This window comes from Curtobacterium sp. MCBD17_026 (genome assembly GCF_003234895.2).
In the GTDB taxonomy this organism is placed as follows: Bacteria; Actinomycetota; Actinomycetes; order Actinomycetales; family Microbacteriaceae; genus Curtobacterium; species Curtobacterium flaccumfaciens.
Genome location: NZ_CP126281.1, coordinates 1,561,959 through 1,588,120, shown reverse-complemented (window position 1 = coordinate 1,588,120; position 26,162 = coordinate 1,561,959). Strand labels below are relative to the sequence as shown.

At 71.8% G+C, this 26,162-nt stretch carries 23 protein-coding genes; 2 read left to right on the top strand and 21 right to left on the bottom strand.

Annotation, left to right across the window (positions count from 1 at the left end; all coding sequences use genetic code 11):
* Window positions 1-9: 9 nt before the first annotated feature.
* Complete coding sequence (gene fmt / locus DEI85_RS07470) at window positions 10-945, bottom strand: methionyl-tRNA formyltransferase (RefSeq protein ID WP_111123653.1); 936 nt, start codon at window positions 943-945, stop codon at window positions 10-12.
* Window positions 946-1,078: 133 nt separating this feature from the next.
* Here fmt and DEI85_RS07465 point away from each other — a divergent pair, with 133 nt between their 5' ends.
* Complete coding sequence (locus tag DEI85_RS07465; RefSeq protein WP_110858967.1) at window positions 1,079-1,408, top strand: DUF8129 domain-containing protein; 330 nt, start codon at window positions 1,079-1,081, stop codon at window positions 1,406-1,408.
* A 14-nt stretch (window positions 1,409-1,422) separates the two neighbouring features.
* Window positions 1,423-1,878 carry a DUF4383 domain-containing protein gene (locus tag DEI85_RS07460; protein WP_110858968.1) on the top strand — a complete coding sequence of 152 codons (456 nt, stop codon included), beginning with the start codon at window positions 1,423-1,425 and terminating at the stop codon, window positions 1,876-1,878.
* A 126-nt stretch (window positions 1,879-2,004) separates the two neighbouring features.
* Here the strand turns inward: DEI85_RS07460 and DEI85_RS07455 are convergent, their stop codons facing one another.
* From DEI85_RS07455 to alaS, 20 genes are all read right to left on the bottom strand, one after another.
* Complete coding sequence (locus tag DEI85_RS07455; RefSeq protein ID WP_110858969.1) at window positions 2,005-3,987, bottom strand: primosomal protein N' family DNA-binding protein; 1,983 nt, start codon at window positions 3,985-3,987, stop codon at window positions 2,005-2,007.
* Between the two features lie 8 nt (window positions 3,988-3,995).
* Window positions 3,996-5,207 (bottom strand): methionine adenosyltransferase, encoded by a 1,212-nt coding sequence (gene metK / locus DEI85_RS07450; protein ID WP_110858970.1) that lies wholly within the window; start codon window positions 5,205-5,207, stop codon window positions 3,996-3,998.
* 5 nt (window positions 5,208-5,212) lie between these two features.
* Entirely contained in the window at window positions 5,213-5,476 is a 264-nt protein-coding gene (gene rpoZ / locus DEI85_RS07445) for a DNA-directed RNA polymerase subunit omega (RefSeq protein ID WP_017887186.1), read from the bottom strand.
* A gap of 27 nt (window positions 5,477-5,503) precedes the next feature.
* A complete protein-coding gene (gene gmk / locus DEI85_RS07440; protein ID WP_258376347.1) occupies window positions 5,504-6,427 on the bottom strand; it encodes a guanylate kinase in 924 nt (307 codons plus the stop codon).
* The gene (pyrF, locus tag DEI85_RS07435; protein WP_258376346.1) at window positions 6,424-7,308 is read right to left on the bottom strand and encodes an orotidine-5'-phosphate decarboxylase; all 885 of its coding nucleotides are present in this window, start codon (window positions 7,306-7,308) and stop codon (window positions 6,424-6,426) included. The genes gmk and pyrF overlap by 4 nt, the downstream gene beginning before the upstream one ends.
* An 11-nt stretch (window positions 7,309-7,319) precedes the next feature.
* The gene (gene carB, locus DEI85_RS07430) at window positions 7,320-10,613 is read right to left on the bottom strand and encodes a carbamoyl-phosphate synthase large subunit (RefSeq protein WP_110858972.1); all 3,294 of its coding nucleotides are present in this window, start codon (window positions 10,611-10,613) and stop codon (window positions 7,320-7,322) included.
* Complete coding sequence (carA, locus tag DEI85_RS07425) at window positions 10,613-11,812, bottom strand: glutamine-hydrolyzing carbamoyl-phosphate synthase small subunit (RefSeq protein ID WP_110858973.1); 1,200 nt, start codon at window positions 11,810-11,812, stop codon at window positions 10,613-10,615. The genes carB and carA overlap by 1 nt, the downstream gene beginning before the upstream one ends.
* Window positions 11,809-12,372, bottom strand: coding sequence for a PH-like domain-containing protein (locus DEI85_RS07420; RefSeq protein ID WP_051596738.1), 564 nt, complete (start codon window positions 12,370-12,372; stop codon window positions 11,809-11,811). Before DEI85_RS07420 ends, carA begins: the two co-directional genes overlap by 4 nt.
* Entirely contained in the window at window positions 12,369-13,739 is a 1,371-nt protein-coding gene (locus tag DEI85_RS07415) for a dihydroorotase (RefSeq protein WP_111123651.1), read from the bottom strand. Before DEI85_RS07415 ends, DEI85_RS07420 begins: the two co-directional genes overlap by 4 nt.
* Window positions 13,736-14,710 carry an aspartate carbamoyltransferase catalytic subunit gene (locus tag DEI85_RS07410; protein ID WP_111090425.1) on the bottom strand — a complete coding sequence of 325 codons (975 nt, stop codon included), beginning with the start codon at window positions 14,708-14,710 and terminating at the stop codon, window positions 13,736-13,738. The genes DEI85_RS07415 and DEI85_RS07410 overlap by 4 nt, the downstream gene beginning before the upstream one ends.
* Entirely contained in the window at window positions 14,710-15,309 is a 600-nt protein-coding gene (gene pyrR, locus DEI85_RS07405) for a bifunctional pyr operon transcriptional regulator/uracil phosphoribosyltransferase PyrR (RefSeq protein ID WP_017887177.1), read from the bottom strand. Before pyrR ends, DEI85_RS07410 begins: the two co-directional genes overlap by 1 nt.
* 24 nt (window positions 15,310-15,333) lie before the next feature.
* The gene (nusB, locus tag DEI85_RS07400; RefSeq protein WP_027465744.1) at window positions 15,334-15,786 is read right to left on the bottom strand and encodes a transcription antitermination factor NusB; all 453 of its coding nucleotides are present in this window, start codon (window positions 15,784-15,786) and stop codon (window positions 15,334-15,336) included.
* Window positions 15,787-15,797: 11 nt separating this feature from the next.
* The gene (efp, locus tag DEI85_RS07395; protein ID WP_027465745.1) at window positions 15,798-16,361 is read right to left on the bottom strand and encodes an elongation factor P; all 564 of its coding nucleotides are present in this window, start codon (window positions 16,359-16,361) and stop codon (window positions 15,798-15,800) included.
* Window positions 16,362-16,471: 110 nt separating this feature from the next.
* Window positions 16,472-18,163 carry an ABC1 kinase family protein gene (locus DEI85_RS07390; RefSeq protein WP_111123650.1) on the bottom strand — a complete coding sequence of 564 codons (1,692 nt, stop codon included), beginning with the start codon at window positions 18,161-18,163 and terminating at the stop codon, window positions 16,472-16,474.
* 177 nt (window positions 18,164-18,340) lie between these two features.
* Window positions 18,341-19,438, bottom strand: a complete 1,098-nt coding sequence (gene aroB / locus DEI85_RS07385; RefSeq protein WP_111123649.1) for a 3-dehydroquinate synthase — start codon at window positions 19,436-19,438, stop codon at window positions 18,341-18,343.
* Window positions 19,435-20,082, bottom strand: a complete 648-nt coding sequence (locus tag DEI85_RS07380; protein WP_181436378.1) for a shikimate kinase — start codon at window positions 20,080-20,082, stop codon at window positions 19,435-19,437. The genes aroB and DEI85_RS07380 overlap by 4 nt, the downstream gene beginning before the upstream one ends.
* Window positions 20,079-21,299 (bottom strand): chorismate synthase, encoded by a 1,221-nt coding sequence (gene aroC / locus DEI85_RS07375; RefSeq protein ID WP_110858979.1) that lies wholly within the window; start codon window positions 21,297-21,299, stop codon window positions 20,079-20,081. Before aroC ends, DEI85_RS07380 begins: the two co-directional genes overlap by 4 nt.
* Before the next feature lie 43 nt (window positions 21,300-21,342).
* Window positions 21,343-22,905 carry an endolytic transglycosylase MltG gene (gene mltG, locus DEI85_RS07370; RefSeq protein ID WP_284183498.1) on the bottom strand — a complete coding sequence of 521 codons (1,563 nt, stop codon included), beginning with the start codon at window positions 22,903-22,905 and terminating at the stop codon, window positions 21,343-21,345.
* A gap of 93 nt (window positions 22,906-22,998) precedes the next feature.
* Complete coding sequence (gene ruvX, locus DEI85_RS07365) at window positions 22,999-23,442, bottom strand: Holliday junction resolvase RuvX (protein WP_171907752.1); 444 nt, start codon at window positions 23,440-23,442, stop codon at window positions 22,999-23,001.
* An 8-nt stretch (window positions 23,443-23,450) separates the two neighbouring features.
* A complete protein-coding gene (alaS, locus tag DEI85_RS07360) occupies window positions 23,451-26,108 on the bottom strand; it encodes an alanine--tRNA ligase (RefSeq protein ID WP_111123648.1) in 2,658 nt (885 codons plus the stop codon).
* Window positions 26,109-26,162 lie beyond the last annotated feature (54 nt).

The window sequence follows — 26,162 nt, the reverse complement described above, 5'->3', positions numbered from 1 at the left end:
TCTGGGGGCTCATGCGAGGACCTTCCCGTCCAGTTCGCCGAGGCCACGGGCCCAGGCGGCGGCGTCCATCGCCTTCTTGCCCGCCGGCTGCACCTCGAGCAGCACGAGCGGGGTGTCGGCGGTCCCGACCAGCAGCCGACCGCCGTGGAGTGCGAGCGCACCCGGCGCGAGCGACGGGGCGGGGTCCTGCGTGCCTCCCGGCTGGAGTGTGCTGCGGAGCAGCTTCACGCGGGTCTCGCCCAGGTGGGCGTACGCGCCGGGCTCGGGCGTGACCCCGCGCAGCCGCGCGTGCACGACGGTGGCGGGCACGGCGAAGTCGATGCGGCCGTCGTCGATCGTGAGCTTCGGGGCGACCGTGGGCTCGCCGGACTGCTCGGTCGCGACGGCGGTGCCGGCGGCGATGGCGTCCACGACGTCCGCCACGACGTCGGCGCCGACCTCGGCCATCGCGGCGAGGACCTCGCCCGAGGTCGCCTCGGGGTCGATCTCGAAGGGCCGCGCAGCGTGGACGGGGCCGGCGTCGAGCGCCTCGACCAGCTGGAAGACCGTCGCGGCGGTCCGGGTGTCGCCGGCCATCACCGCACGCTGCACGGGAGCCGCACCGCGGTACGCCGGCAGGTCGGAGAAGTGCAGGTTGATCCACCCGTGCCGCGGGGCGTCGAGGGCCGGGCGGCGGAGCAGGGCGCCGTACGCGACGATGACGCCGAGGTCGACGTCGAGGTCCGCGATCCGGACGGTGACGGCGTCGTCGACGCGCGAGGCCTCGATGACGGGCAGTCCGAGCTCGGCGGCGACGACGGCCACCGGGGTCGGGGTGAGGACACGCTTGCGGCCCTGCGGGGTGGCCGGCCGCGTGAGCACCGCGACGATCTCGTGGTCGGACGCCGCCAGACGGCGGAGGGTGGGGACGGCCGCAGCGGGGCTGCCGGCGACGACGAGACGCATGGGTTCGATCCTCCCACGCCGACCGGCCCACCCGACCCCGACGCCTGTCCGGGGCACGCGGTGCTCGGCACTGCCTGTGCACCAGCAGAGCGTGGGCTGCGTACGTTGTGGCTGCATCGACGGAAGGAGCACCATGACCGACCGAGACCTGCCCATCCCGGACTTCGACCACGTCCCGCTCGGCAACCTCACGGAGCACCTGACGGCCCTCGACCGCGAGCAGCTCGAGGTGCTGCTCGACCACGAGAACGCCCACGGCGCACGGTTGCCGGTGCTGGAGCGGATCCGTCACCGGATCGAGGCCCTGGACGGCGGTGCGGAGCCGACCGGTTCCGTGCCGGAGCACCTCCCCGAGACGTCGGCGGGGGCCTCGGCACCCGCGGACGTCACGCCGGCCACCGCCGGTCCGACGATCAACCCGCCGTCCCACGGCGTGCCCACCAACCCCGCGCAACCGCGCTGAGATCAGGAGACACCATGAGCGACGTCACCACCGCCACCAACCGCTACGCCGGTTCGTCCGTCCAGAAGGCCGCCCTCGTGGTCGGCATCGTGTTCCTGCTCGTCGGGATCGCCGGGTTCATCCCCGGCATCACGACCGGCGACCTGGCCGGGGCCGGACACGAGTCGATGGGCATGCTGCTCGGCATCTTCCAGGTGTCCGTGCTGCACAACATCGTGCACCTGCTGTTCGGCGTCGTCGGACTGATCGCCGCCAACCGTGCCTCCGGCTCGCGGATGTACCTGGTGATCGGCGGGATCGTCTACTTCGTGCTGTGGATCTACGGCCTCTTCACCGCCGGTCACAGCTCGGGTGCGAACTTCGTCCCGCTGAACAACGCCGACAACTGGCTGCACCTCGTCCTCGCCATCGGCATGGTCGCCCTCGGCGTCGTGCTGCCCCGCGAGCGTCGCCGGCCCGCCAACGCCTGACCGGCCCGCACCAGCCCGTCGCCACTCGGCGGCAGACCCTGAACGACACCGCCGACGTCCGACGACGTCGGCGGTGTCGTTCTGCGTCGGGGCGCTCGCGGTCGGGCCCACGCGGGCCCGGCCGGGTCAGACCTCGGAGAACGGTTCGGCGTCGTCCAACCGCACCCGCAGCGTCGGAGCGGCGCGTCGGCGGTTGCCGCCCTTGAGCACCCGCCTGGTCGACGAGCGCCGGATCACCTCGGCCTTGAGCGTCGCGGCGACCTCGGCCCCGTGCGCGTACGGGAACCGCACGATCGCCCGGACCGTGCCCGGCAGGGCGTCGTCCTCGACCGGGACCGGACCGAGCACCGGACCGACGACGGCGTCGCCGAGCGCTTCGACCGCAGCGGTGACGGCTTCGTCGGTGCCGGTCATCGTCGCGACCCGGACCGCCGGCGGGAAGTGCAGTTCGCGGCGGTCGGTCAGCTCGTCGTGCGCGGGCCCGTCGAGTCGCCACAGGGCCATCGCCGAGGCCAGCCGACCGCCGATCCCGACCAGGTACACCTCGGCACCGGGGGCCGACTTCGCCGCCGCGTTCGTCCAGAAGCGCAGGACGTCCTCCTGCACGCGCAGCCCCTCGCGGGCGAGCATCTTCTCACCGTCCAGCAGCAGCACGCAGGCGTAGCCCCCCGGCACCGACGGCTCGGCCCCACGGGTGGCGACGACGACGGAGGGCCGGGCGGGGACCTCGTCGAGCGGGCGTGAGCCGTCGGCGACGACGATCCGGGTACCGGGGAACGCCCGCCCGAGTTCGTCGGCCGTCCGTTGCGCCCCCTGGCCGACCGGCTTGACGGTGCCGTTGCCGCACGTCGGGCAGCGGAACCCGACGGCCAGCGCGCCGCAGAACCGGCACTGCGGCGTGGCGCCACGGTGCGGGCTGCCGAGCGGCCCGCCGCAGACGCGGCAGTGCGCGCGTTCGCCGCATTCGGCGCAGACCAGCCCGGTGCCGAAGCCCGGGCTCGCGACCTGCACCAGGACGGCACCGTGCTGGCTGGCCTCGCGCGCGGCACGCCAGGCGGAACTCGGGATGCGGGCCTGTGCGGCGAACCCCTCGGCCCCGGTCTGCTGCACGGTGGGGATGACCTTCGGGGTCTTCACGCGGTGGGGCACGACGTCCTGCAGCCAGTGCAGCTCGACCAGTCGCTGCACGTCGGTGCTGCGCGCGTGCGAGACGAACAGCAGGGCGGCACCGGACTGGGCGGCCCGCACCAGGGCGACGTCGCGCGTGTGCACGTAGGGCGCCCGCTGCTCGATGAACGAGGCGTCGCCGTCGTCCCACATGGCGATCAGCCCGAGCTCGGTCGCCGGCGCGTACACGGCCGTGCGGTTGCCGATCGCGACCACCGGGTGCGTGCGGGCCTGCAGCAGGGCCTTCGCGCGCTGCCCGTTCGTCTGCTTGGCGTCGAACCGCACCACCCGCTCCGGTGGCAGCACGGCGAGCAGAGCACGCTCGAGGTCGATGACGTCGCGGAAGTCCGGCACGGCGATCACCGCGGACTGCTCGGCCGCCACCGTGTGCGCGGCCGCCTGGGCGAGCGTCGCGGCCCAGCCCGGGACCCAGACCGGCTCGCCCGCGTCGCCCACCGCCACGGGCTGGGGCACGGCGGCGACCGCGGCGCGTCCGTGCTCCGTCACCACGGCCTCCAGGACGCCGTCGGCGTAGCCGGTTACGGGCGGGGCGCTCACCGGCGGGGGCGACCACGCGGTGTCCCGGGCGAGCCAGGCCTTCTCGGCGCGCACCTGCCGCGGGGGCACGGCGAGGCGCAGGACGTCGGAGGCGACACCCGCGGCCCGGTCGGCGACGGCGCGCGCGAGGGCCCAGATCTCCGGCGCCAGGACGGGCACCGGGGACAGGACGGCCTCGATCTGGCTGAGCTCCCCCGGGTACTCACCTTCGGTGACGATCTCGACCACGTAGCCGTCGGACATCCGTGCCCCGGTGCGCAGCGGCACCTTGACGCGGACCCCCGCGACGCAGTCGTCCTCGAGCTCGGCCGGCACCCGGTAGTCGAACAGACGGTCCAACTGCGGGAGCGGCGAGTCGAGGACGACGCGCGCGACGGTGGTCACGCGGTGCTTCAGACGGTCGCGGCGACGAGTCCTGCGGCGGCGCGGAGTTCCTCGACACGGTCGAGCTGCTCCCACGTGAACCCGGGGAGCTCGCGGCCGAAGTGGCCGTAGGTCGCGGTCTGCGCGTAGATCGGTCGGAGCAGGTCGAGGTCGCGGATGATCGCGGCCGGACGCAGGTCGAACACCTGGCGGATGGCTGCCTCGATCGTGGCGTCGTCGACGTGTCCGGTGCCGAAGGTCTCGACGTAGAGCCCGACGGGCTTCGCGCGGCCGATCGCGTACGCGACCTGCACCTCGAGCCGGTCGGCCAGCCCCGCGGCGACCGCGTTCTTGGCGACCCAGCGCAGCGCGTACGCCGCCGAACGGTCGACCTTCGACGGGTCCTTGCCGCTGAACGCGCCGCCACCGTGACGGGAGGCCCCGCCGTAGGTGTCGACGATCACCTTGCGGCCGGTGAGCCCGGCGTCGCCCTGGGGGCCACCGATCTCGAAGCGACCGGTCGGGTTCACGATGACGTCGACGTGCGACGAGTCGAGGTCGACCAGGTCGAGGACCGGACGGATCACGTGTTCGGTGATCGCCGCGGTGAGCTCGTCGAGCGTGACGCTCGGCGAGTGCTGCGTGGAGAGCACGACGGTCTCGACGGTCTTCGGCACGACGCCGTCGTACCCGATGGTGACCTGGGTCTTGCCGTCGGGGCGGAGGAACGACAGCTCGCCCGACTTGCGGACCGCGGCCAGGCGCTCGGCCAGGCGGTGGGCCAGCCAGATCGCGACCGGCATGTACTCGGGGGTCTCGTTCGTCGCGAAGCCGAACATGATGCCCTGGTCGCCGGCACCCTGGCGGTCGAGCGGGTCGACCGCACCGGTGCGGGAGTCGAGCGACTCGTCGACACCCTGCGCGATGTCCGGCGACTGCGCACCGATCGAGACCTCGACACCGCACGTGGCGCCGTCGAACGAGACGTCCGACGAGTTGTAGCCGATGCCGGTGATGACGTCACGGACGAGCTTGGGGATCTCGACGTAACCGGAGGTCGTGACCTCGCCGGCGACGTGCACGAGCCCGGTGGTCACCATCGTCTCGACGGCGACGCGCGCGTTCGGGTCGACCGTCAGCAGTGCGTCGAGGATGCTGTCCGAGATCTGGTCGCAGATCTTGTCGGGGTGCCCCTCGGTCACCGACTCGGACGTGAAGAGGCGGAGAGCAGCTGCAGTCACCGGGATCAGTCGGTGGGCTGCTGCTGCTTGGTGACGGTGAGCTTGTCCTCGTTGATCTCGTGGAGCGCGACGGACAGCGGCTTGTCGTCGATCGTCGAGTCGACGAGCGGTCCGACGTTGTCGAAGAGCGAGCCCTCGTGCAGGTCGGCGTAGTAGTCGTTGATCTGGCGGGCGCGCTTGGACGCGAAGATGACGAGCGCGTACTTCGACTCGACCTTGCTGAGCAGGTCGTCGATGGGCGGGTCGATGATGCCCTGGGGGTTGGCCATGGTGTCTCCTCGAAGTCAGTGCACCCGTCAGGGCGCAGAGAACAAGTCTACGACCTCACGTGCCGCGGTGCCGACATCGGAGTTCACGATCCGCACGTCGAACTCGTCCTGGGCAGCCAGCTCGACCTTCGCGGTCTCGAGGCGACGCGCCTGTTCCTCCGCGGATTCGGTACCGCGGCCCATGAGCCGGCGCACCAGTTCCTCCCACGTCGGCGGCAGCAGGAACACGAGCACCGCCTCGGGCATGGCGTCGCGGACCTGCCGGGCGCCCTGCAGGTCGATCTCGAGCATGACCTTCTCGCCGGCGTCGAGCGCGCGGTCGATCGGCGGGCGCGGGGTGCCGTAGCGGTACGAGTTGTGGACGGTCGCCCACTCGAGCAGCTCGCGGTCGCGGATCATGCGGTCGAACTCGTCGTCGTCCACGAAGTAGTAGTGCACGCCGTCGACCTCGCCGGGGCGCGGCTTCCGGGTGGTGGCGGAGACGCTGAGGTTGACGTCCGGGTACTGCTCGCGGATGTGGGCGCTGACCGTGCCCTTGCCGACCGCGGTGGGTCCGGCGAGCACGACGAGCTTCGAGGCACCACGCTTGCGACCGCGGGCGGCGAGCCAGTCGGCCAGGGCGGCGCGCTGCCGGGTCCCCAGGCCACCGAGGCGCTTCGACGGCGCGATCCGCAGGGACCCCATGATCGCCTCCGCACGCGCGGGGCCGATGCCCGGCAGGCTCACCAGCAGGTCACGGACCCGCAGCGAGCGTTCCGCCGAAGTCGTCTCGACCAGCGAGTCGTCCCACGCGGCACGGGCGACGTCGAGCGCGGAGCGTTCCCCCGACGCGATCGCGGCCTTCACCGCGGCCCGGGCGCGTCGCGCGGCGACGGCGGCCTTCGCCGCGGCGACGCGGTCGACCTCTGGCGGGGTGCGGTGGGCGGGCAGGCCCTCGTGGTCGTCGGTCACGCTGCCGCCGCCAGTGCGGTGCGGATGCGGTCGGCGCGGTCGGTGACGAGCGCCGCGACGCCGTCCGGACCGTCGGTCAGCAGGCCGCGCGACTCGCTCACGAGCACCTGCTCGGCACGGGCGCCGTACAGCGCACGGAGGTCCTCGATGCGGGCACCCTGGGCACCGAAGCCCGGGGCGAGGACCGGCGCGGAGCCGATCGCGTCCGCGTCGATGCCGAAGTCGTCGAGGTGAAGGGTCGCGCCGAGCACGAGCCCGACGTCGCCGAGGGCCTGATCGCCCACGGACCGGTTGTCGTCTGCCACGTCCAAGACGATACCGGCCGCGACCGTCCGGCCGGTACGCGGCCCCTCCGCGACGACCGCGGTCTGCAGCAACCGGGCCTCGGGGTTGCTCGTCGCCGCGAGCACGAAGACCCCCGCACCGTTCCGGCGCGCGACGTCGACCGTGCCCCGGAGCGAGCCGTACCCGAGGTACGGCGACACCGTCATCGCGTCGGCCGCGAACGGCCCGTCGCGGTCGAGCCACGCGAGCGCGTAGTCGTCACCGGTGGTCCCGATGTCGCCCCGTTTCACGTCGGCGACGACCAGGAGGCCCGCATCGCGTGCCCGGCGGATCGTCGCGTCGAGCGCACGGTAGCCCGCCACCCCCGCCGCCTCGAAGAAGGCGACCTGCGGCTTCACGATCGCCGCGCGGCCGGCGGCCGCGTCGACCAGGGTCGCGCCGAAGGCGGTGAGGCCCTGCTCGTCGCGGGCGAGCCCCCACGCCGCCAGGGTGGCGGCGTGGGGGTCGATCCCGACGCAGAGCGGTGAACGCTCCCCCATGGCGGACGCGAGGCGGACGCCGAAGGAGGCCGGGCCTCCCGACCGGGTCGTGCCCACGCTGGCAGCCGTCACCAGGTCGCGCGCTCGCGCGCGTAGTCCTGCAGGCTGCGGACGTTGAGCGGCGAACCGATCGTCTCGATCGCCGCGACGGCCGCACCGATCTGCGCGATCGTCGTGAACAGCGGCTTGTCCGCCGCCACCGTCGCCGCGCGGATCTCGTACCCGTCCGCACGACCCGCGGCACCGGACGGCGTGTTGATGACGATGTCGACCTCGCCCGTGGCCAGCAGGTCGACGACGCTCTCGCCGCCCTGGCTGTACTTGCCGACGATCCCGACCTCGATGCCGTTGCGGCGGAGGATCTCCGCCGTGCCCTCGGTCGCGATGATCGTGAAGCCGAGCTGCTGCAGGCGGTGCACCGGCAGCACGATCGCGCGCTTGTCGGTGTCGGCGACGCTCACGAAGACCGTGCCGCTGGTCGGCAGGCCGCCGTACGCGGCGTCCTGCGACTTGAGGAACGCCCGCGGGAAGTCGCGGTCGATGCCCATGACCTCGCCGGTGGAGCGCATCTCGGGGCTGAGCACCGAGTCGACGACCTGGCCCTCGCGGGTGCGGAAGCGACGGAAGGGCAGCACGGCCTCCTTCACGGCGACCGGCGACTGCGCGGGCACGAACGCGCCGTCACGCTCGGGCAGCATGCCCTCGGCGACGAGCTCGGCGACCGTGGTGCCGGTCATGATGCGGGACGCGGCCTTGGCCAGCGGGATGCCGAGCGCCTTCGAGACGAAGGGCACCGTGCGGCTGGCGCGCGGGTTCGCCTCGAGGACGTAGAGCACGCCGGCGCCGATGGCGAACTGCACGTTGAGCAGGCCCTGCACGCCGATGCCGCGGGCGATCTTCTCGGTCGCGTCGACGACGCCCTGGATCTCCGCGCGGCCGAGGCCGACCGGGGGCAGGGTGCACGCCGAGTCGCCGGAGTGGATACCGGCCTCTTCGAGGTGCTCCATGATGCCGCCGATGTAGAGCCGCTCCCCGTCGAAGAGCGCGTCGACGTCGATCTCCACGGCGTCGTCCAGGAACCGGTCCACCAGCAGCGGGAGCTCCGGGCCGATGATCGCCTGGTCGGCCATCCGGTCGAAGTAGTCCGCCAGCGACGGGGAGTCGTACAGGATCTCCATGCCGCGGCCGCCGAGCACGAACGACGGGCGGACGAGGACGGGGTACCCGATCTCCTCGGCCACCGTGGTCGCGCTCGCCAGGTCGTGGGCCGTGCCGTTCCGCGGTGCGAGCAGACCGGCGGCGTCGAGGATGGCGGAGAACTGCCCGCGCTCCTCGGCGGAGTCGATCGCGGTCGGGCTGGTGCCGAGGATCGGGATGCCCGCGGCCTCGAGCGGCTTCGCCAGGCCCAGGGCGGTCTGACCACCGAGCTGCACGACGACGCCGACGAGCTCGCCGGACGCCGCCTCGGCCTCGATGACCTCGAGGACGTCCTCGGCGGTCAGCGGTTCGAAGTACAGGCGGTCCGAGGTGTCGTAGTCGGTCGACACGGTCTCGGGGTTGCAGTTGATCATGATCGTCTCGAACCCGGCGGCGCTCAGCGCGAAGGACGCGTGCACGCAGGAGTAGTCGAACTCGACGCCCTGCCCGATGCGGTTCGGGCCGGAGCCGAGGATGACGACCTTCTTGCGGTCGCTCGGGACGACCTCGGTCTCGGTGTCGTACGACGAGTAGTGGTACGGCGTCAGGGCCGGGAACTCACCGGCGCAGGTGTCGACCGTCTTGAAGACGGGCCGGATGCCCTGGGCGTGCCGCTCGTCACGGACCTGCTGCTCGGAGACCGGTGCCGCGTCTGAGCTGCGCAGGCTCGCGATCTGGGTGTCGCTGAAGCCGTGCTCCTTCGCCCACCGCAGGGTGTCCGCGTCGAGGGACTCGGCGGCCCGGACCTCGTCCGCGACCTCGTTGATGAGCACGATCTGGTCGATGAACCAGGGGTCGATCTTCGTGGCCTCGAAGACCTCGTCCGCGGTGGCACCCGCGACCAGGGCCTGCTGGACCGTCACGATGCGACCGTCGGTCGGGATCGACGACTTCGTCAGCAGGGCGTCCTTGTCGAGCTCGGCCGCCGGGGTGTCCCAGTGGAAGCTCGACCCGCGCTTCTCGAGCGAGCGCAGCGACTTCTGCAGTGCGGTGGCGTAGTTCCGGCCGATGGCCATCGCCTCGCCGACGCTCTTCATCGTCGTGGTGAGGGTGGCGTCGGCGGCCGGGAACTTCTCGAACGCGAACCGCGGGGTCTTCACGACCACGTAGTCGAGCGTCGGCTCGAAGCTCGCCGGGGTGACCTTCGTGATGTCGTTCTCGATCTCGTCGAGCCGGTAGCCGATGGCGAGCTTCGCCGCGATCTTGGCGATCGGGAAGCCCGTGGCCTTCGATGCGAGGGCCGACGAGCGGGACACGCGGGGGTTCATCTCGATGACGATGACGCGGCCGTTGGACGGGTCGACGGCGAACTGGATGTTGCAGCCGCCGGTGTCGACACCGACGCGACGGATGATGTCGATGCCGATGTTCCGCATGTTCTGGTACTCGCGGTCGGTCAGGGTCAGCGCGGGGGCGACCGTGATCGAGTCACCGGTGTGGACACCGACCGGGTCGACGTTCTCGATGGAGCAGATGACGACGGTGTTGTCGTAGTTGTCGCGCATCAGCTCGAGTTCGTACTCCTTCCAGCCGAGGATGGACTCCTCGAGCAGGACCTCGGTCGTCGGGCTGGACTGCAGCCCGTCGCCGACGAAGCGGACGAGTTCTGCCTCGTTGTAGGCGAACCCCGAGCCCAGGCCGCCCATGGTGAAGGACGGGCGGACGACCAGCGGGTACCCGAGGTCCTTCGCGAACTCCTTCGCTTCTTCGAGCGTGTGCGCGATGTGGCTGCGGGCGACGTCGGCACCGGACTCGAGGACGAGCTCCTTGAAGAGCTGGCGGTCCTCGCCGCGCTGGATCGCCTCGACCTTGGCACCGATGAGCTCGACGCCGTGCTTGGTGAGGATGCCGGCCTCGTCGAGCGCGATGGCCGCGTTCAGGGCCGTCTGGCCGCCGAGGGTCGGCAGGACGGCGTCCGGCTTCTCGATGCGGATGATCTCCTCGAGCGACGCGTTCGTGATCGGCTCGATGTAGGTCGCGTCGGCGAAGTCGGGGTCGGTCATGATCGTCGCCGGGTTCGGGTTGACCAGGATGACCCGGACGCCCTCGGCGCGGAGGACGCGGCACGCCTGGGTGCCGGAGTAGTCGAACTCGGCGGCCTGACCGATGACGATCGGGCCGGAACCGATGACGAGGACGGAGTTGATGTCTGCGCGCTTGGGCATCAGTTCGCTTCCTTGGTGATGTCTGCTGCGGGGGTCGTGGCGTCTGCGGTGGCCGCGTCGAGCGGCTCCCCGTCGCGACGCTCGCGCACCATGTCCGCGAACCGGTCGAAGAGGTACATGCTGTCGTGCGGTCCGGCGGCGGCCTCGGGGTGGTACTGCACGCTGAACGCCGGCACGTCGAGCGCGCGGAGGCCCTCGACCACGTTGTCGTTCAGCGAGTAGTGCGAGACCTCGACCCGACCGAACCCGGCCGGCGACTCGAGGACCTCGCCGAGGGGCGCGTCGACCGCGAAGCCGTGGTTCTGGCTCGTGATCTCGACCTTGCCCGTGGTCGTGTCGAGCACCGGCTGGTTGATGCCGCGGTGGCCGAAGGGCAGCTTGTAGGTGCCGAAGCCGAGCGCGCGGCCGAGCAGCTGGTTGCCGAAGCAGATGCCGAAGAACGGCCGGCCGGTGCGCAGGCTGTCCTGCAGCAGTTCCACCTGTGCGTCCGACGCGGCGGGGTCGCCGGGGCCGTTCGAGTAGAACAGGGCGTCCGGGTCGAGTGCCGACAGTTCGGCGGCGGAGATGTCCTGCGGCACCACGTGCACCTCGAAGCCGCGGGCGGCGAGGTAGCGGGTGGTCGAGGCCTTCACGCCGAGGTCGAGCACGGCCAGGGTGCCGATCTGCTCGCCCTCGGCGGGGACGACGTAGGTCTCCGGGGTGGACACGACCGACGAGAAGCTCGCCCCGGCCATGCCGGCCTGGTCGCGCACGAGCTGCTCCTGCTCGGACGCCGGCAGTGCCGCGTCCGCACCGCTGAAGACGCCGCCCTTCATGGCGCCGGCGTCACGGATGCGGCGGGTGAGTGCGCGGGTGTCGAGCCCTGCGATGCCGACGATGCCGTCGCGCACCAGGTGGTCGTCGAGCGTGGCGTTCGCGCGGTGGTTCGACACCACGCGGCTGGGGTCGCGCACCACGTACCCGGCGACCCAGATGCGACGGGACTCGGGGTCCTCGTCGTTCACGCCCGTGTTGCCGATGTGCGGCGCGGTCTGCACCACGATCTGTCCGGCGTAGGAGGGGTCGGTCAGCGTCTCCTGGTAGCCGGTCATGCCGGTCGCGAAGACCACCTCACCGAGCGTGCGCCCACGGGCGCCGTAGGCCCAGCCGTCGTACCGGGTGCCGTCTTCGAGGACCAGGACGGCCCGTTCGCGTGTCATGCTTTCTTCCCTTCGCCCGCGGTTCGCGGAGCATCGGCCGCAGTCGCCTGCGGCCCGGTCTCGGTCAGTCCCTGCAGGGCGTGCAGCGCGGCTGCGTCGCCCTCCGGGAACCGGAAGTAGGTGTCGAGGTCCGTCGCACCTGCGGCGCCGGTCGCCGTCCATCGCAGACGGACCAGTCCCCCGGGTTCGACCACTCGGTCGATCGCCCACGTGGACCGGTCGGCGCCGCGGACCGCGTCGCGCGCGATCCAGCGGTCGTCGGTGCCGGCGAGGCGCATCACCACGCCGGTCGCGTGGACCGTCACCCCACCGCGGCCGCGGAACCCGAGGCCGCCTGCGGTGATGCGTTCCAACGGCTGGTCGGCACGGGTGGTCGCGACGGTGAACCCGTCCCACGACCCGACCGCCGGTGCCAGGTCGGCCGGCACCCGGACCGGAGGCACGGCTTCCGCCTGCTTCCTGGTCCGCGTCCGCCAGGTGCGCGCCATCGCGACGAACAGGGCGGCGACCGCGAGCAGGATCACCGCGCCGAGGAGCCAGCGCTGGGCGTCACCGCTCATGCGCGCGCCCCCGTCCGCAGCGCCGCGGCGTGCGCCGCGGCGTGCGCCGCGGTCGTCTCCGCGTCGACGACGCGGCCGTCGAGCACGGTCGCGTACCCCTGGTGGAAGGTGGCGACGACCCGGCCCGGCAGCGTCATGCCGAGGTACGGCGAGTTCTGCGACTGCCCGGCGAGGTCGGTGACCGCGAACTCGCGACTGGCTGACGGGTCGTAGAGGGTGATCTCGGCGGGGGCTCCCTCGGCGATCCGCTGCCCGTGCCCCTCGACCTGGCCGATCCGCGCCGGTGCCTCGGACAGCACCCGGGCGACGTCGGCCCAGTCGAGCCGGCCGTCGTCGACCACCGCGGCCTGCACCACGCTCAGCGCGGATTCGAGGCCGACCATGCCGTTCGCGGCGGCGGGCCACTCGCAGCACTTCGCCTCGGCGGTGTGCGGTGCGTGGTCGGTCGCGACGATGTCGATGGTGCCGTCGGCCAGGGCAGCGCGGAGTGCCTCGACGTCCTCGCGCGCGCGGAGCGGCGGGTTCACCTTGTAGCGGGCGTCGTACCCGGGGGCACCGTCGTGGCCGGCGATGAGGTCCTCGGTGAGCACCAGGTGGTGCGGCGTGACCTCGGCCGTGACGTCGATGCCGCGAGACTTGGCCCACCGGATCACCTCGACGCTGCCGGCCGTCGAGACGTGGCAGACGTGCAGGCGTGCTCCGACGTGGTCGGCGAGCAGGACGTCGCGGGCGATGATCGCCTCTTCGGCGACGGCGGGCCAGCCCGCGAGGCCGAGTTCCGATGACAGTCGGCCCTCGTTCATCTGCGCGCCGATGGTCAGCCGGGGCTCCTGGGCGTGCTGCGCGAGCACCCCGCCGAAGCCCTTGATGTACTCGAGTGCGCGGCGCATGAGCAGCGGGTCGGCCACGCAGGAGCCGTCGTCCGAGAAGACCCGGACCTTCGCCCGGGACGTCGCCATCGCGCCGATCTCGGACAGGTGGGTGCCCTGCAGCCCCTGTGACACGGCGCCGATCGGGCGGACCGTCACGTAGCCGGCGTCGTCACCGAGCGCCTGGACCTGCTCGACGACCCCGGCGGTGTCCGCGACGGGGCTCGAGTTCGCCATGGCGTTGACGGCGGTGAACCCGCCGGCAGCCGCGGCACGCGACCCGGTGAGGACCGTCTCGGACTCCTCGTGGCCGGGCTCGCGCAGGTGCGTGTGGAGGTCCACGAGACCGGGCAGGGCGATGAGGCCGTCCGCGTCCACGGTGGTGGCGCCGGCCGTGTCGAGACCGGTCCCGACCGCGGTGATGCGCCCGCCCTCCGTTCGGATGTCGGCACGCGAGCCGTCGACCAGCTGCGCGCCACGGATCAGGTGAGCGGTCATGCGGCGGACTCCTTCGCATCGGTGCCGTTGCCGGCACTGCCCGTCAGGGCGAGGTAGAGGACGGCCATCCGGACCGAGACGCCGTTCTCGACCTGCTCGACGACGGTCGAGCGGGGGTCGTCGGCGGCGACGCCGGCGATCTCGAGACCGCGGTTCATCGGACCGGGGTGCATGATCAGCGTGCGCTCGGACAGTCGCCCGAAGCGCGCCGCCGTCAGGCCCCAGTGCCGCGTGTACTCGCGCGGGTTCGGGAAGAAGGCGTCGTTCATGCGTTCCTGCTGGATGCGGAGCGTCATGACGACGTCCGGGTCCTCGGCCAGGGCGGTGTCGAGGTCGTGGTGCACCGCGGCGCCGAACGGGGACGGGGTGGCGGGCAGCAGCGTCGGCGGCGCGGCGAAGGTCACGCTCGCCCCGAGGGTGCGGAGCAGCCACGCGTTCGACCGGGCTACCCGGCTGTGCAGCACGTCGCCGATGATCAGGACGCGCACGCCGTCGAGGCCCTGGCCACGCGAACCGGCGCCGTGCAGGCGGCGGCGCATGGTGAAGGCGTCGAGCAGCGCCTGCGTCGGGTGCTCGTGGGTCCCGTCACCGGCGTTGACCACCGGCACGTCGATCCAGTCGGCGTCGGCCAGCACCCGTGGGGCGCCCGATGCTCCGTGGCGCATGACGATGCCGTCGATGCCCATCGCGCCGAGGGTCTGCACGGTGTCCTTCAGGGATTCACCCTTCGAGACGCTCGAGCCCTTCGCGGCGAAGTTCAGGACGTCGGCGGACAGGCGCTTCGCGGCGGCCTCGAAGGAGATGCGGGTGCGCGTGGAGTCCTCGAAGAACAGGTTCACCACGGTCTTGCCGCGCAGGGCCGGGAGCTTCCGGACCTCGCGCGTGTTGACCTCGGCCATCTCCTCGGCGACGTCGAGGATGTGGACGGCCTGGTCGCGGGACAGGTCGGCGGTCGAGAGCAGGTGCCGCATCACGCCACCCCCTGCTCGATGAACACGGTGTCGTCGCCGTCGGTCTCGGCCAGGTGCAGCGTGACCCGCTCGTCGGACGCGGTCGGCAGGTTCTTGCCCACGTGGTCCGCACGGATCGGCAGCTCGCGGTGGCCGCGGTCGACGAGCACGGCGAGCCGGACGGCGCGCGGCCGCCCGATGCCCTGCAGCGCGTCGAGCGCGGCGCGGACGGTGCGGCCGGAGTAGAGCACGTCGTCGACGAGCACGACGACCTTGCCGTCGATGCCGCCGGCGGGGATGACCGTCCGGTGCGGCGCGCGACCGATGCCGTGGCCGAGGTCGTCCCGGTGCATGGTGACGTCGAGCGTGCCGACACGCTCCGTCCCGATGCCGCCGGCGGCCGAGGACCACTCCGGCTCGATGCCTGCCAGGATCCGGCCGAGGCGTTCCGCCAGGACGGCGCCGCGGGTCGGGATGCCGAGGAGCACGAGGTCCGAGCCCCCGTGGTTGGCTTCGAGGATCTCGTGCGCGATGCGTGTCAGGGCACGCGTGATGTCGGGCTGTTGCAGGACCGTTCTGGTTCCCACGTCGACCCCCTTCCCCGCCTCACTGGACGGCATTAAAGGATGCTGACGTGGTCAACCCTACCGGGACTCCTGGTCTCCTGCGACCGTCCGACCGGACGGTGCGCGACCGCCGGCGACCGCCCCGAGCACGCCGTTGACGAAGCCCGCCGAGTCCTCGGTGGACAGCGACTGCGCGAGTTCGACCGCCTCGGCGATGGCGACGGCGTCGGGCACCTCCGGGTTGAACCGGAGCTCCCACACGGCCATCCGCAGGATGCAGCGGTCGAGGACCGGCATCCGGGCGATCGACCAGCCCTGGGCGTGGTCGACGATGACGGAGTCGATCTCGTGACGAGCGTCGTCGACACCGGTGACGATCTGGCGGGCGTAGTCCCAGCTGGAGGCACGCTCCGGCTGGTCCAGGTGCCGGACCGTCTCGGTGGCGAGCACGTCCGCGATCGGCAGCTCGCGCACCTCGGCCACGTACAGCATGTCGAGGGCGCGCTTGCGGGCCTTCGAACGAGCACTCATACGGTCAGCGCCTAGGAGTTGACGCGGCCGAGGAAGCTGCCGTCGCGCGTGTCGATCTTCACCAGGGTGCCGCTCTCCAGGTACAGCGGGACCTGGATGCGGTGGCCGGTCGCGATGATGGTCGCGTCCTTGGTGCCGCCGGAGGAACGGTCGCCCTGCAGGCCGGGCTCGGTCTCGACCTCGGTGACGATCGACGTCGGGAGCTCGACGTACAGCGGGTTGCCCTCGTTCATCGCGATGGTGACCATCGCGGACTCGAGCAGGTAGTTCTTGGCGTCGCCGACCACGGTCGCGGAGACCGGGATCTGGTCGTAGGTGTCGGTGTCCATGAACACGTAGGAGTCGCCGTCCTCGTAGAGGAACTGGTAGTCACGACGGTCGACGGTCGCGGTGTCGATCTTCGCGCCGGCGTTGAACGTGCGGTCGACGACCTTGCCGGAGACGACGTTCTTGAGCTTCGTGCGGACGAACGCGCCGCCCTTGCCCGGCTTGACGTGCTGGAACTCGACGACCGACCACAGCTGGCCGTCGATGATGAGAACGGCGCCGTTCTTGATGTCTGTGGTACTGGCCATGAGTCGTCGGTGTCCCGTTCGGTCGTGTTGTGAAGTGTCCTCGGGCCGCGGACGGCCCCGGACGAGTGTAGCGGACGCCCGCCCGGCGGCCGGAGCGGTGCGCGCCGCGGTCAGCGTCGCCGTCGGGCGAGCCAGGCGTCGATCGCCGCCCAGCCGAGCAGCACCACCGCCGCTCCCCCGAGCAACCCGCCCGCGACCCCGGTGGACAGGGCCGCCGTCGGTCGCGCCGGCAACGACAGGTAGACGATCGCCAGGATCCCCGCCCCCGCGCCGAGCAGCACGAGCAGGATGCGCCGGATCATGCCGGACACGAGCCGCCGGTCGCGGCTGTCCGCGAAGAGCCGGATGTTCACCGTGAAGCGGCCGGTCTCGATCGCCTCGCCGATGCGGTCCACCCGGCGGGGCAGGCGGCGGGCAGCCGACACGACGCCGAGCAGCTCCTTCGCCGCGAGGTCCCGGAGCTTGCCCGGCCGGAGCTGGTCGGTGATCTGCTCCCGGGCGAGTCCTCGGGACTCCTCGAGGAGGTCGAACGACGGTGCGAGCGTGCGGAGCGTGCCCTCGAAGATGGCCAGGGCACGAGCCGCGGCGACGAAGTCCGGCGGCGGCTTCAACCGGTACCGCCCGAAGACCTCGACCGCGTCGTCCACGGTGTCGACACCGATGCGCGCACCCGGGCCGAGCTCGTCCGCGACGAAGCGGGCGATGTCCCGACGGAAGTCGGGCTCGTCGTGCGCATCGCGCACGGGCGCCATCCGCAGGACCGCATCGGCGATCCGCGACGTGTCGTCCTGCAGGTAGGCGGCCAACAGGTCCTGGACCGTGTCCCGGAGACCCGGGTCGAGCCTCCCGACCGATCCGAAGTCGATCAACGCGGGCCGCCCGTCGGGCAGCACCAGGACGTTCCCCGGGTGCAGGTCCGCGTGGTACAGGCCGTCGAAGACGACCTGGCGCAGGAAGGCGCGGAGGATCGCGCGCATCGTCGCGTCGAGGTCGCGCTCGGAACGCTCGGCGCGGATCGCGCTGAGCGTGTCGCCCTCCAGGAACTCCATCACGAGCACACGCCGGCCGGACAGGTCCGGGTAGGGGTCCGGGAACCGGACCTCGTCCGGACGCGCGCTGCGGGCCTGGGCAGCACGCAGCGCCGTGAGGTTCCGGAGCTCCGAGACGAAGTCGACCTGCCGGATCAGGTCGTCCGCGTACTGGCCCGCGATGTCCTGCACGCCGACCTGTCGCGCCTCGGTCGACCACCGGGCCATGAACCGGACGACACGAAGTGCGATGTCGACGTCGCGGCGCACCGCGGCGTCGATCCCCGGCCGCTGCACCTTGACGGCGACCGCGGTGCCGTCGGTCAGCCGGGCTCGGTGCACCTGCGCGATGGACGCCGCTGCGACGGGCACCGGGTCGAAGGTCGCGAAGACCTGGTCGACCGGGGCACCGAGCTCCTGCTCGAGGAGCGCACGGACCTCGTCCGCCGGCGCCGCCGTGACGTTCCGCTGCAGGTGGGCGAGTCCCTCGGTCCATTCCTCGGGCAGCAGGTCGTCGCGGGTGGAGAGCAGCTGGCCCATCTTCACGAACCCGCCACCGGCTTCCTCGAGCGCCCGGCGCAGGTGCTCGGCCTGGTCGCGACGCAGGTCCGAGGTGGCCGGGTCGTGCGAGAAGTCGAGACGACGGAACGGCACCAGGTGGTGGCGGCGGGCGATCGAGAGGAGTTCCGTGAAGCGTCGACCACGGGAGCGCAGGGTGCCGGTGTCGGCATCGCGCGGGCCGGAGAGGTCGCTCAGTCGGGGTGGGGTGGGCACGCCCGCCAGTCTGCTCCCCGGCGCTGGGTCCGCAGCGTGCGGGTGGCCCGGTCCGTCGCGTCGCCCCGTCCTCCTCCACAGCCTGGAGGCCCGGCGCGGCTTCCACAGGTCGGCGCGGGCCCGGCGCTGGCCTCGGTCCTGGAGCGGACGCGACGGGTCCTGCGCTGACCGGCGTGGCTAGACGCCGACCTCCTGGTAGGCGGTGAAGAGCAGGTGGTCCTCGGGGCCCTCGAGCACGACGGGCTTGCCGACGCCGTCCAGGATGATGAACCGCAGCATGCCGGCACGGGCCTTCTTGTCGCGACGCATGGTGGCGAGCAGCCCCTGCCACCGCCCGACGCCGTACGAGGTCGGCAGGTCGAGCGACTCGAGGATCGTCCGGTGCCGGTCGACCGTCGCGTCGTCCAGGTGGCCCGTGAGTCGGGCGAGCTCGGCGGCGAACACCATGCCGACCGACACCGCTGCCCCGTGGCGCCACTGGTACCGCTCAGCGTGCTCGATCGCGTGCCCGAGGGTGTGCCCGTAGTTCAGGATCTCGCGTCGGCCCTGCTCGGTGAAGTCGTCCGAGACGACCTCGGCCTTGAGCGCGATGGCGAGCTCGACGACCCGCCGGAACTCCGGCGTCGTCGGGTCGGTCACCCGGTCGACGTCGGCCTCGACGATGTCCAGGATCTCGGGTACGGCGATGAACCCGGCCTTCACGATCTCCGCGAAGCCCGTCAGGATCTCGTTGCGCGGCAGCGTGCGGGCGAGGTCGAGGTCCACGACGACGGCACGCGGGGCGGAGAAGGCGCCGACCAGGTTCTTGCCCTCGTTCGTGTTGATGCCCGTCTTCCCGCCGACGCTGGCGTCCACCATGCCGAGCACGCTGGTCGGGACGGCCACGTACGGCACACCGCGCAGCCAGGTCGCGGCGACGAAGCCGGCCAGGTCGGTGACGGCACCGCCACCGAGGCCGATGACCGCGTCGGTGCGGGTGAAGTCCGCCTGCCCCAGGATCTGCCAGCAGAACGCCGCGACCTCGACGCGCTTGGCGCCCTCGGCGTCGGGGACCTCGGCGATCAGGGCTTCGAGCCCGGCCTCGACCAGCAGCGCACGGAGCTCGTTCGCCCGGGCACCGAGCGTCGGCGAGTGCACGATGAGGACCTTGGCGACGCGCGGGCCCAGGATCGAGGGCAGGGCGCCGAGCAGGTCCGTGCCGACGGCCACCGTGTAGCCGTCGTCACCGCCGACCCGGATCTCGGTGGTCCCGGCGGGCAGGGTCGACTCGGTCACGGTGCTCCTTCGGTGCTGGTGGTGCTGCTGGTCGCGCTGCCGGGCGCGGTGGTGGTGCTGCCGGGCGCGGTGGTGGTGGTGCCGTTGCGCTCGGAGGCGTTTGCGTCGCTGCGCTCGGTGGTGCCGGCGTCGCTGCGCAGCCACGTGACGACCTCGTCGACCACCCGGGACATCGGCCGGCGAGACGTGTCGACCACCACGTGCGCGAGCTCGGCGTAAGTGGCGGCCCGCTCGTCCATGATCGTCTGCCAGGCGTCGATCCCGCCGTTCGCCAGCAGCGGCCGGTCGGACCCGGCGATGCGGTCGGCGACGGCCTCGGGCGACACGGTGAGCAGGACGATGCGCGCCCCGCTCAGGGCCTGCCGGGTGTCCGCGTGGGTGACGGCTCCCCCGCCCACGGCGATCACGCCGCCGATGGCGAGCGCTCCCCGGACGGCCTCGGCTTCGAGTGCGCGGAACGCCGGCTCACCGCGGTCGGCGAAGATCCCGGGGATCGGCCCGTGCTCGCGCACGATGACCCGGTCGGTGTCCGTGAACGGGACGCCGAGCGCCTTCGCGACCCGCTTGCCGACGCTCGACTTGCCGGCGCCCATCGGGCCGATGACGACCACGGGCGCGTCGGCGCGTCCGACGTCGGTACTCACAGGTCGGTCGAGGTCGCCGACGGTTCGGTCCGGCGCGTCCGCAGGGTCTCCGGGATCGCGGCGAGGTAGGCGTCGAGGTTGCGCTTCGTCTCGACGACGTTGTCGCCGCCGAACTTCTCGAGCACCGCGTCGGCGAGCACCAGGGCCACCATCGCCTCGGCGACGACACCCGCCGCGGGCACGGCGCAGACGTCCGAGCGCTGGTGGTGCGCCGAGGCGTCCTCTCCGGAGACGACGTCCACCGTGTGCAGGGCGTGCGGGATGGTCGCGATCGGCTTCATGCCGGCGCGGACCCGCAGCACGGTGCCCGTGGACATCCCGCCCTCGGTCCCACCGGCGCGGTCGCTCGTGCGGTAGATCTCGCCGTCCTCGCGGTACAGCTCGTCGTGGGCGGCGGAGCCCCGGCGCCCGGCGGTCGCGAAGCCGTCGCCGACCTCGACGCCCTTGATGGCCTGGATCCCCATGATCGCCGCGGCGAGGCGGGCATCGAGCCGGCGGTCCCAGTGCACGTGCGAGCCGAGGCCCGGCGGGACGCCGTAGAACAGCACCTCGACGACGCCGCCGAGGGTGTCGCCGTCCTTCTTCGCGGCCTCGACCTCGGTGACCATCCGTGCGGAGGTCTCGGCGTCGAAGCAGCGCAGCTGGTCCTCGTCGAGGCGGTCCACGTCGTCGGGCAGCGGCAGGTCCGTGCCGTCCGGGACCCGGACGGTCCCGACCTGCAGCGTGTGCGCCACCGAGCGGATGCCGAGTTCGGCCAGGAACGACTTCGCGACGGCGCCGAGCGCCACCCGGGCAGCGGTCTCGCGGGCGCTCGCACGCTCCAGGATCGGGCGGGCCTCGTCGAAGCCGTACTTCTGCATGCCGACCAGGTCGGCGTGACCCGGACGCGGTCGGGTCAGCGGGGCGCTCCGACCGCGGGACATCTCGGTGGACTCGATCGGCTCGGGGTTCATGACCTCGACCCACTTCGGCCACTCGGTGTTGCCGATACGGATCGCGATGGGGCTGCCGAGCGAGTAGCCGTGCCGGACGCCGCCGGACACGTGAAGCTCGTCCTGCTCGAACTTCATCCGCGAGCCACGGCCGTAGCCGAGCTTGCGGCGCGCGAGATCGGCACGGATGGACTCGAACGACACCGGGACTCCCGCGGGCAGGCCCTCGAGCATGGCGATCAGTTCGGGTCCGTGGGACTCACCAGCAGTCAACCAACGAAGCATGCCGCAATCCTCCCACAGCGCACCGCCGTGCGACGTCGCCGTCCTACTGGTAGTCGGGGTGCGCCCGCAGCCATGCCTGGAACTGCTTCACCGCGACGAGGTGCTCGTTGTAGGTGTTCGAGAACACCGTCTCGCCGGTCTCCAGGTTCACCGTCACGAAGTACAGCCACTTGCCCGGGGCCTCGTTCGTCACGGCCTTGATCGCGATGTCCCCGGGGTTGGAGATCGGTGCCGGCGGCAGCCCCTCGTGCACGTAGGTGTTGTACGCGTTCGACTCGTCGGCCCGTTCGGCGTCGGTCGTCGTCACGGTGTGCGTGTTGCCCGTGCCGTAGGCGACGGTGGCGTCGGACTGCAGGCGCATGCCCTGGTCGAGGCGGTTCTGGAACACCCGCGCGACCTTGGGGTAGTCGGCCGCGAGGCCGGCTTCCTTCTGCACCAGCGACGCGAAGACGATGGTGCGCTCCTGGTCGGCTTCCTTGACGCCGGCGGCGGACAGGTGCTCCTTCATGGTGTCGACCATCGACTTGAAGTACTGCTCGGCGGTCCAGCCCGGGTTGATCGGGTAGGTCGCGGGGAAGAGCCAGCCCTCGAGCGTCGTGACGCCGGACGGCAGGTCGTAGGCCGACAGGTCCTTCGCGGCCGCGTCGACCTCCTTCGCGGTCAGGCCGGCCTTCGAGACCATCCCGGCCTCGATGTCGGCGAGAGCGGTGCCCTCCGGGATGATGATCGACGCCTGCACGCGGTTCTTCGTGTCCTGCAGTGCCGCGAGCGCGGACTTCGAGCTCATCTGCTTCTTCAGCGCGTACGAACCGGGCTGGAACTGCACGTCCGGCGAGGCCAGCAGGAGCTTGTAGAACACCTTCGAGTCCTTGACGACGCCGCTGCGCTGCAACGTCGCGGCGACGTTCTCGCCGATGTCGCCCTGCTTGATGGTGATGGTCACCTTCGAGGTGCCGTCGCCCGTGTAGTCGTCGGGCTCCTGCGCGCCGCTGATCGCCGCGATGAGCTGCTGGATCTTGGGGGCGGCGAAGGTGTACGCCCCGACGCCGGCGGCGAGCACCACCGCGACGATGACGAGTCCAGCGACGAGCGGTCCGCGCCGGCGCTTCGGCCGTGGCTCCCGGGGCGGCCTGGAGGCACGTCCTCCCCCGCCTCGTCCCCCGCGGCCGCCGCCTCCCGCGGCGCCACCGCCGCCGGTCACGTCACCGTCGTCCGTCCCGTCGGCTCCGGATCCGCCGCCCGCAGCGGTCGTCGCGGGCTCGGTCGGCAGCTCGCCGGTCAGCAGTGCGGCGACCTCGGGGTGCAGGTCTTCGGGACGGGTGGCGATCGGCGCGTCTGCGGGGGACGCCGGGCGTTCGTCGTGTGCGGCTGCCGGCGTATCGGTGGTCCGTTCGGGGACCGGCGGCTCGTCGATCGCTGCGACACGGGCTCGTTCGGCCTCGAGGGCACGGGCTTCGCGTCGGGACATCGGAGGCGCCGGGGGTGGGGTCACCTGACCAGCGTCGTCGCGGTCATCGGTGCCTGTCGTGCGGTCGGAAGTCGCCTTCCGCCGCTCGGCGTCGTTGCCGGGCGCGATGATCGCGTTCCAGTCCAGATCGTCTGCCAACGTCCTCGGTCTCTCGGTCGGGAACTCCACCTGGGCACCGTCGTCCTCGCAGCTGACGACGAGAGCACCCATGTGCGGTATCGGGCAGCCCTGTCAGGGAAGCGTGGTGCCCGGAGGGGCACCGGCACTGCGCTCGTGGTCGAGCGCGTGTTGCAGAATGATAACAGCGGCTGCTTGGTCGATCACGGCCCGGGACTTCTTCGTGTTCTTGCCGGCCTGGTGCAGCCCCCGCTGGGCCGTCACGGTCGACAGTCGTTCGTCGACCAGGCGCACCGGCCGACGCGCCGCGATCCGGGCGGCGAAGACGCGGGCGTCCTCGGTCGAGGCCGTGTCCCCACCCGACATCGACAGGGGCAGCCCGACGACGACCTCGAGCACGTCGTACTCGTCCGCGAGCTCGAGGATCCGCCGGAGGTCCTTCGAGTCGTCACGACGGACGGTCTCGACCGGCGTCGCCAGCAGACCGTCGCGGTCGCACACGGCGACCCCGATCCGGGCGCGCCCGACGTCCACGCCGAGCCGCCGCCCGGACCGGATGCCCACGGTCAGCCCGCGAGCCGTGCGGTCACGGCACGCAGCGCCGCGGGGAGCGCGGCCGCGTCGGTCCCGCCGCCCTGCGCCAGGTCCGGCTTGCCGCCGCCACCGCCACCGAGCACGCCGGCGGCCTCCTTCGCGAGTGGGCCCGCCTGCACGCCCGCAGCACGAGCGGCGTCGTTGGTCGCGACGATCACGATCGGCTTGCCGCCGACGACCGCCCCGAGCACGACGACGGCCGCGCCGTCACCCAGCTGGCCGCGCACGCCGGTGGCGAGCGAGCGCAGGTCGTCGCCGGACTGCAGGCCGTCGACCGTCTCGGCGACCACGGTGGTGGCGCCGACGGTCGTGGCGTTGCGGGCGATGGCGGGCACGCGCTGCTGCAGGTTCGCCGACTCGTACTCGGCGAGCTTCTTCTGGGCGGACCGGAGGTCCTCCATCAGGTTCTGGACCCGGGCCGGCAGGTCGGCACGGGGTGCCTTGAGCGCGCTGGAGAGCTGCGACACGATCGTGCGCTCGACGGCGAGGTCGCGGAACCCCTCGAGGCCGACCAGTGCCTCGACGCGGCGGTTCGTCGAACCGACGCTCGACTCCCCCACCAGGTTGACGAGCCCGATCTGCGCGCTCGAGGCGACGTGCGTGCCACCGCAGAGCTCGCGGGACCACGGGCCGCCGATGTCGACCATGCGGACCTCGGCGCCGTACTTCTCACCGAACAGGGCCTGCGCCCCGAGGGCCTTCGCCTCGTCGATGGGCAGGATGCGCGTGGAGACCTCGAGGTCGGTGCGGATCGCGGTGTTCACGACCTCCTCGATCTCGGAGCGGGTCTCGAGCGAGACCGGCTGGGACCACGAGAAGTCGAGGCGCATGTAGCCGGACTTGTTGTACGAACCGGCCTGCAGCGCCTCCGGGCCGAGGATGTCGCGGAGGGCCGCGTTGACCAGGTGTGTCGCGGAGTGCGCCTGGGTCGCACCGCGGCGGTACTCCGCGTCGACGACGGTGCTCGCGGCGTCGCCGACACCGACCTCGCCGGAGCGGACCTGCACGGTGTGGCTCCACAGCCCGGAGACCGGTCGCTGGACGTCGAGGACCTCGAGGTCGAACCCGTTGCCGACGATCGAGCCCTGGTCGGCGTCCTGGCCACCCGACTCGGCGTACAGGGAGGTCTCGCCGAGGATGACCTCGGCGATGTCACCAGCGACCGCACGGTCGACGCTCACGCCGCCGACGATGATGCCGAGCACGCGCGTCTCGGCCTCGAGCGCGTCGTAGCCGAGGAACGTCGTCTCACCCTTCGCCCGGAAAGCGCTGTAGACGCTCAGGTCGGCGATCGCGGTCTTCTTGCTCTTCGCGTCGGCCTTCGCCCGGGCACGCTGCTCGGACATCAGGGTCTCGAACGCCGTGCGGTCGACGTGCACGCCGGCTTCCTCGGCCATCTCCATCGTCAGGTCGATGGGGAACCCGAACGTGTCGTGCAGCAGGAACGCCGTGTCGCCGCCGATCGACGGGGCGCCGTCCTGCTTCGCGCGCTCGACCGCGACGTCCAGGATGGTCGTGCCCTGCGCCAGGGTGCGGAGGAAGGTCTCCTCTTCCGCGTAGGCGATGCGGGAGATCCGGTCGTAGTCGGACGCCACCTCGGGGTAGGCGTCGCGCATGGCGTCGCGGGACGCCGGGAAGAGCTCGGGGAACGTAGGGGCCTCGACACCGAGCAGGCGCATCGCGCGGACGGTGCGACGGAGCAGCCGACGGAGGATGTACCCGCGGCCCTCGTTCGACGGGCTCACGCCGTCGGCGATGAGCATCAGCGAGGAACGGACGTGGTCGGCGATGACGCGCATCCGCACGTCGTCCTCGTGCACGGCACCGTAGGGCCGGCCGGAGATCTCGGCCGCACGGTCGAGCACCGGGCGCACCTGGTCGATCTCGTACATGTTGTCGACGCCCTGCTTGATGAAGGCGACGCGCTCGAGCCCCATGCCGGTGTCGATGTTCTTGTTCGGCAGCTCGCCGGTGATCTCGAAGTCGTACTTCGACCGCACGTCGGCGATCTGGTACTGCATGAAGACGAGGTTCCAGATCTCGACGTACCGGTCGTCGTCCGTGGCCGGGCCGCCGTCGATGCCGTACTCGGGGCCACGGTCGAAGAAGATCTCCGAGCAGGGACCCGCCGGTCCGGGCTGTCCGGTCGACCAGTAGTTGGTGTCCTTGCCGAGGCGCTGGATCCGCTCGTCGGGCAGCGAGGAGTGCTGCTTCCAGAAGCCAATCGCCTCGTCGTCCTCTTCGTAGACGGTGACCCAGAGGTCGTCGGGTGAGAAGCCGAGCCCACCGTCGGTCTCGGGCTTGGTCAGGAACTCCCAGGCTAACTGGATCGCCTGCTCCTTGAAGTAGTCGCCGAACGAGAAGTTCCCGTTCATCTGGAAGAAGGTGCCGTGGCGAGGGGTCTTGCCGACCTCTTCGATGTCGTTCGTGCGGATGCACTTCTGCACGCTCGTCGCCCGCGGGAACGGCGCCGGGATGAGACCCGTCAGGTACGGGATGAACGGCACCATGCCGGCGACCGTGAAGAGGAGCGACGGGTCGTCGGAGACGAGGGACGCGGACGGGACGACGGTGTGGCCGCGGTCACCGAAGTACTGGAGCCAACGGCGGCGGATCTCTGCGGTCTGCATGGTGCTTCCTGGGTTCAGGTCGTGGGTGGAGGAGGGTCGTGGCTGCTCGGTCGG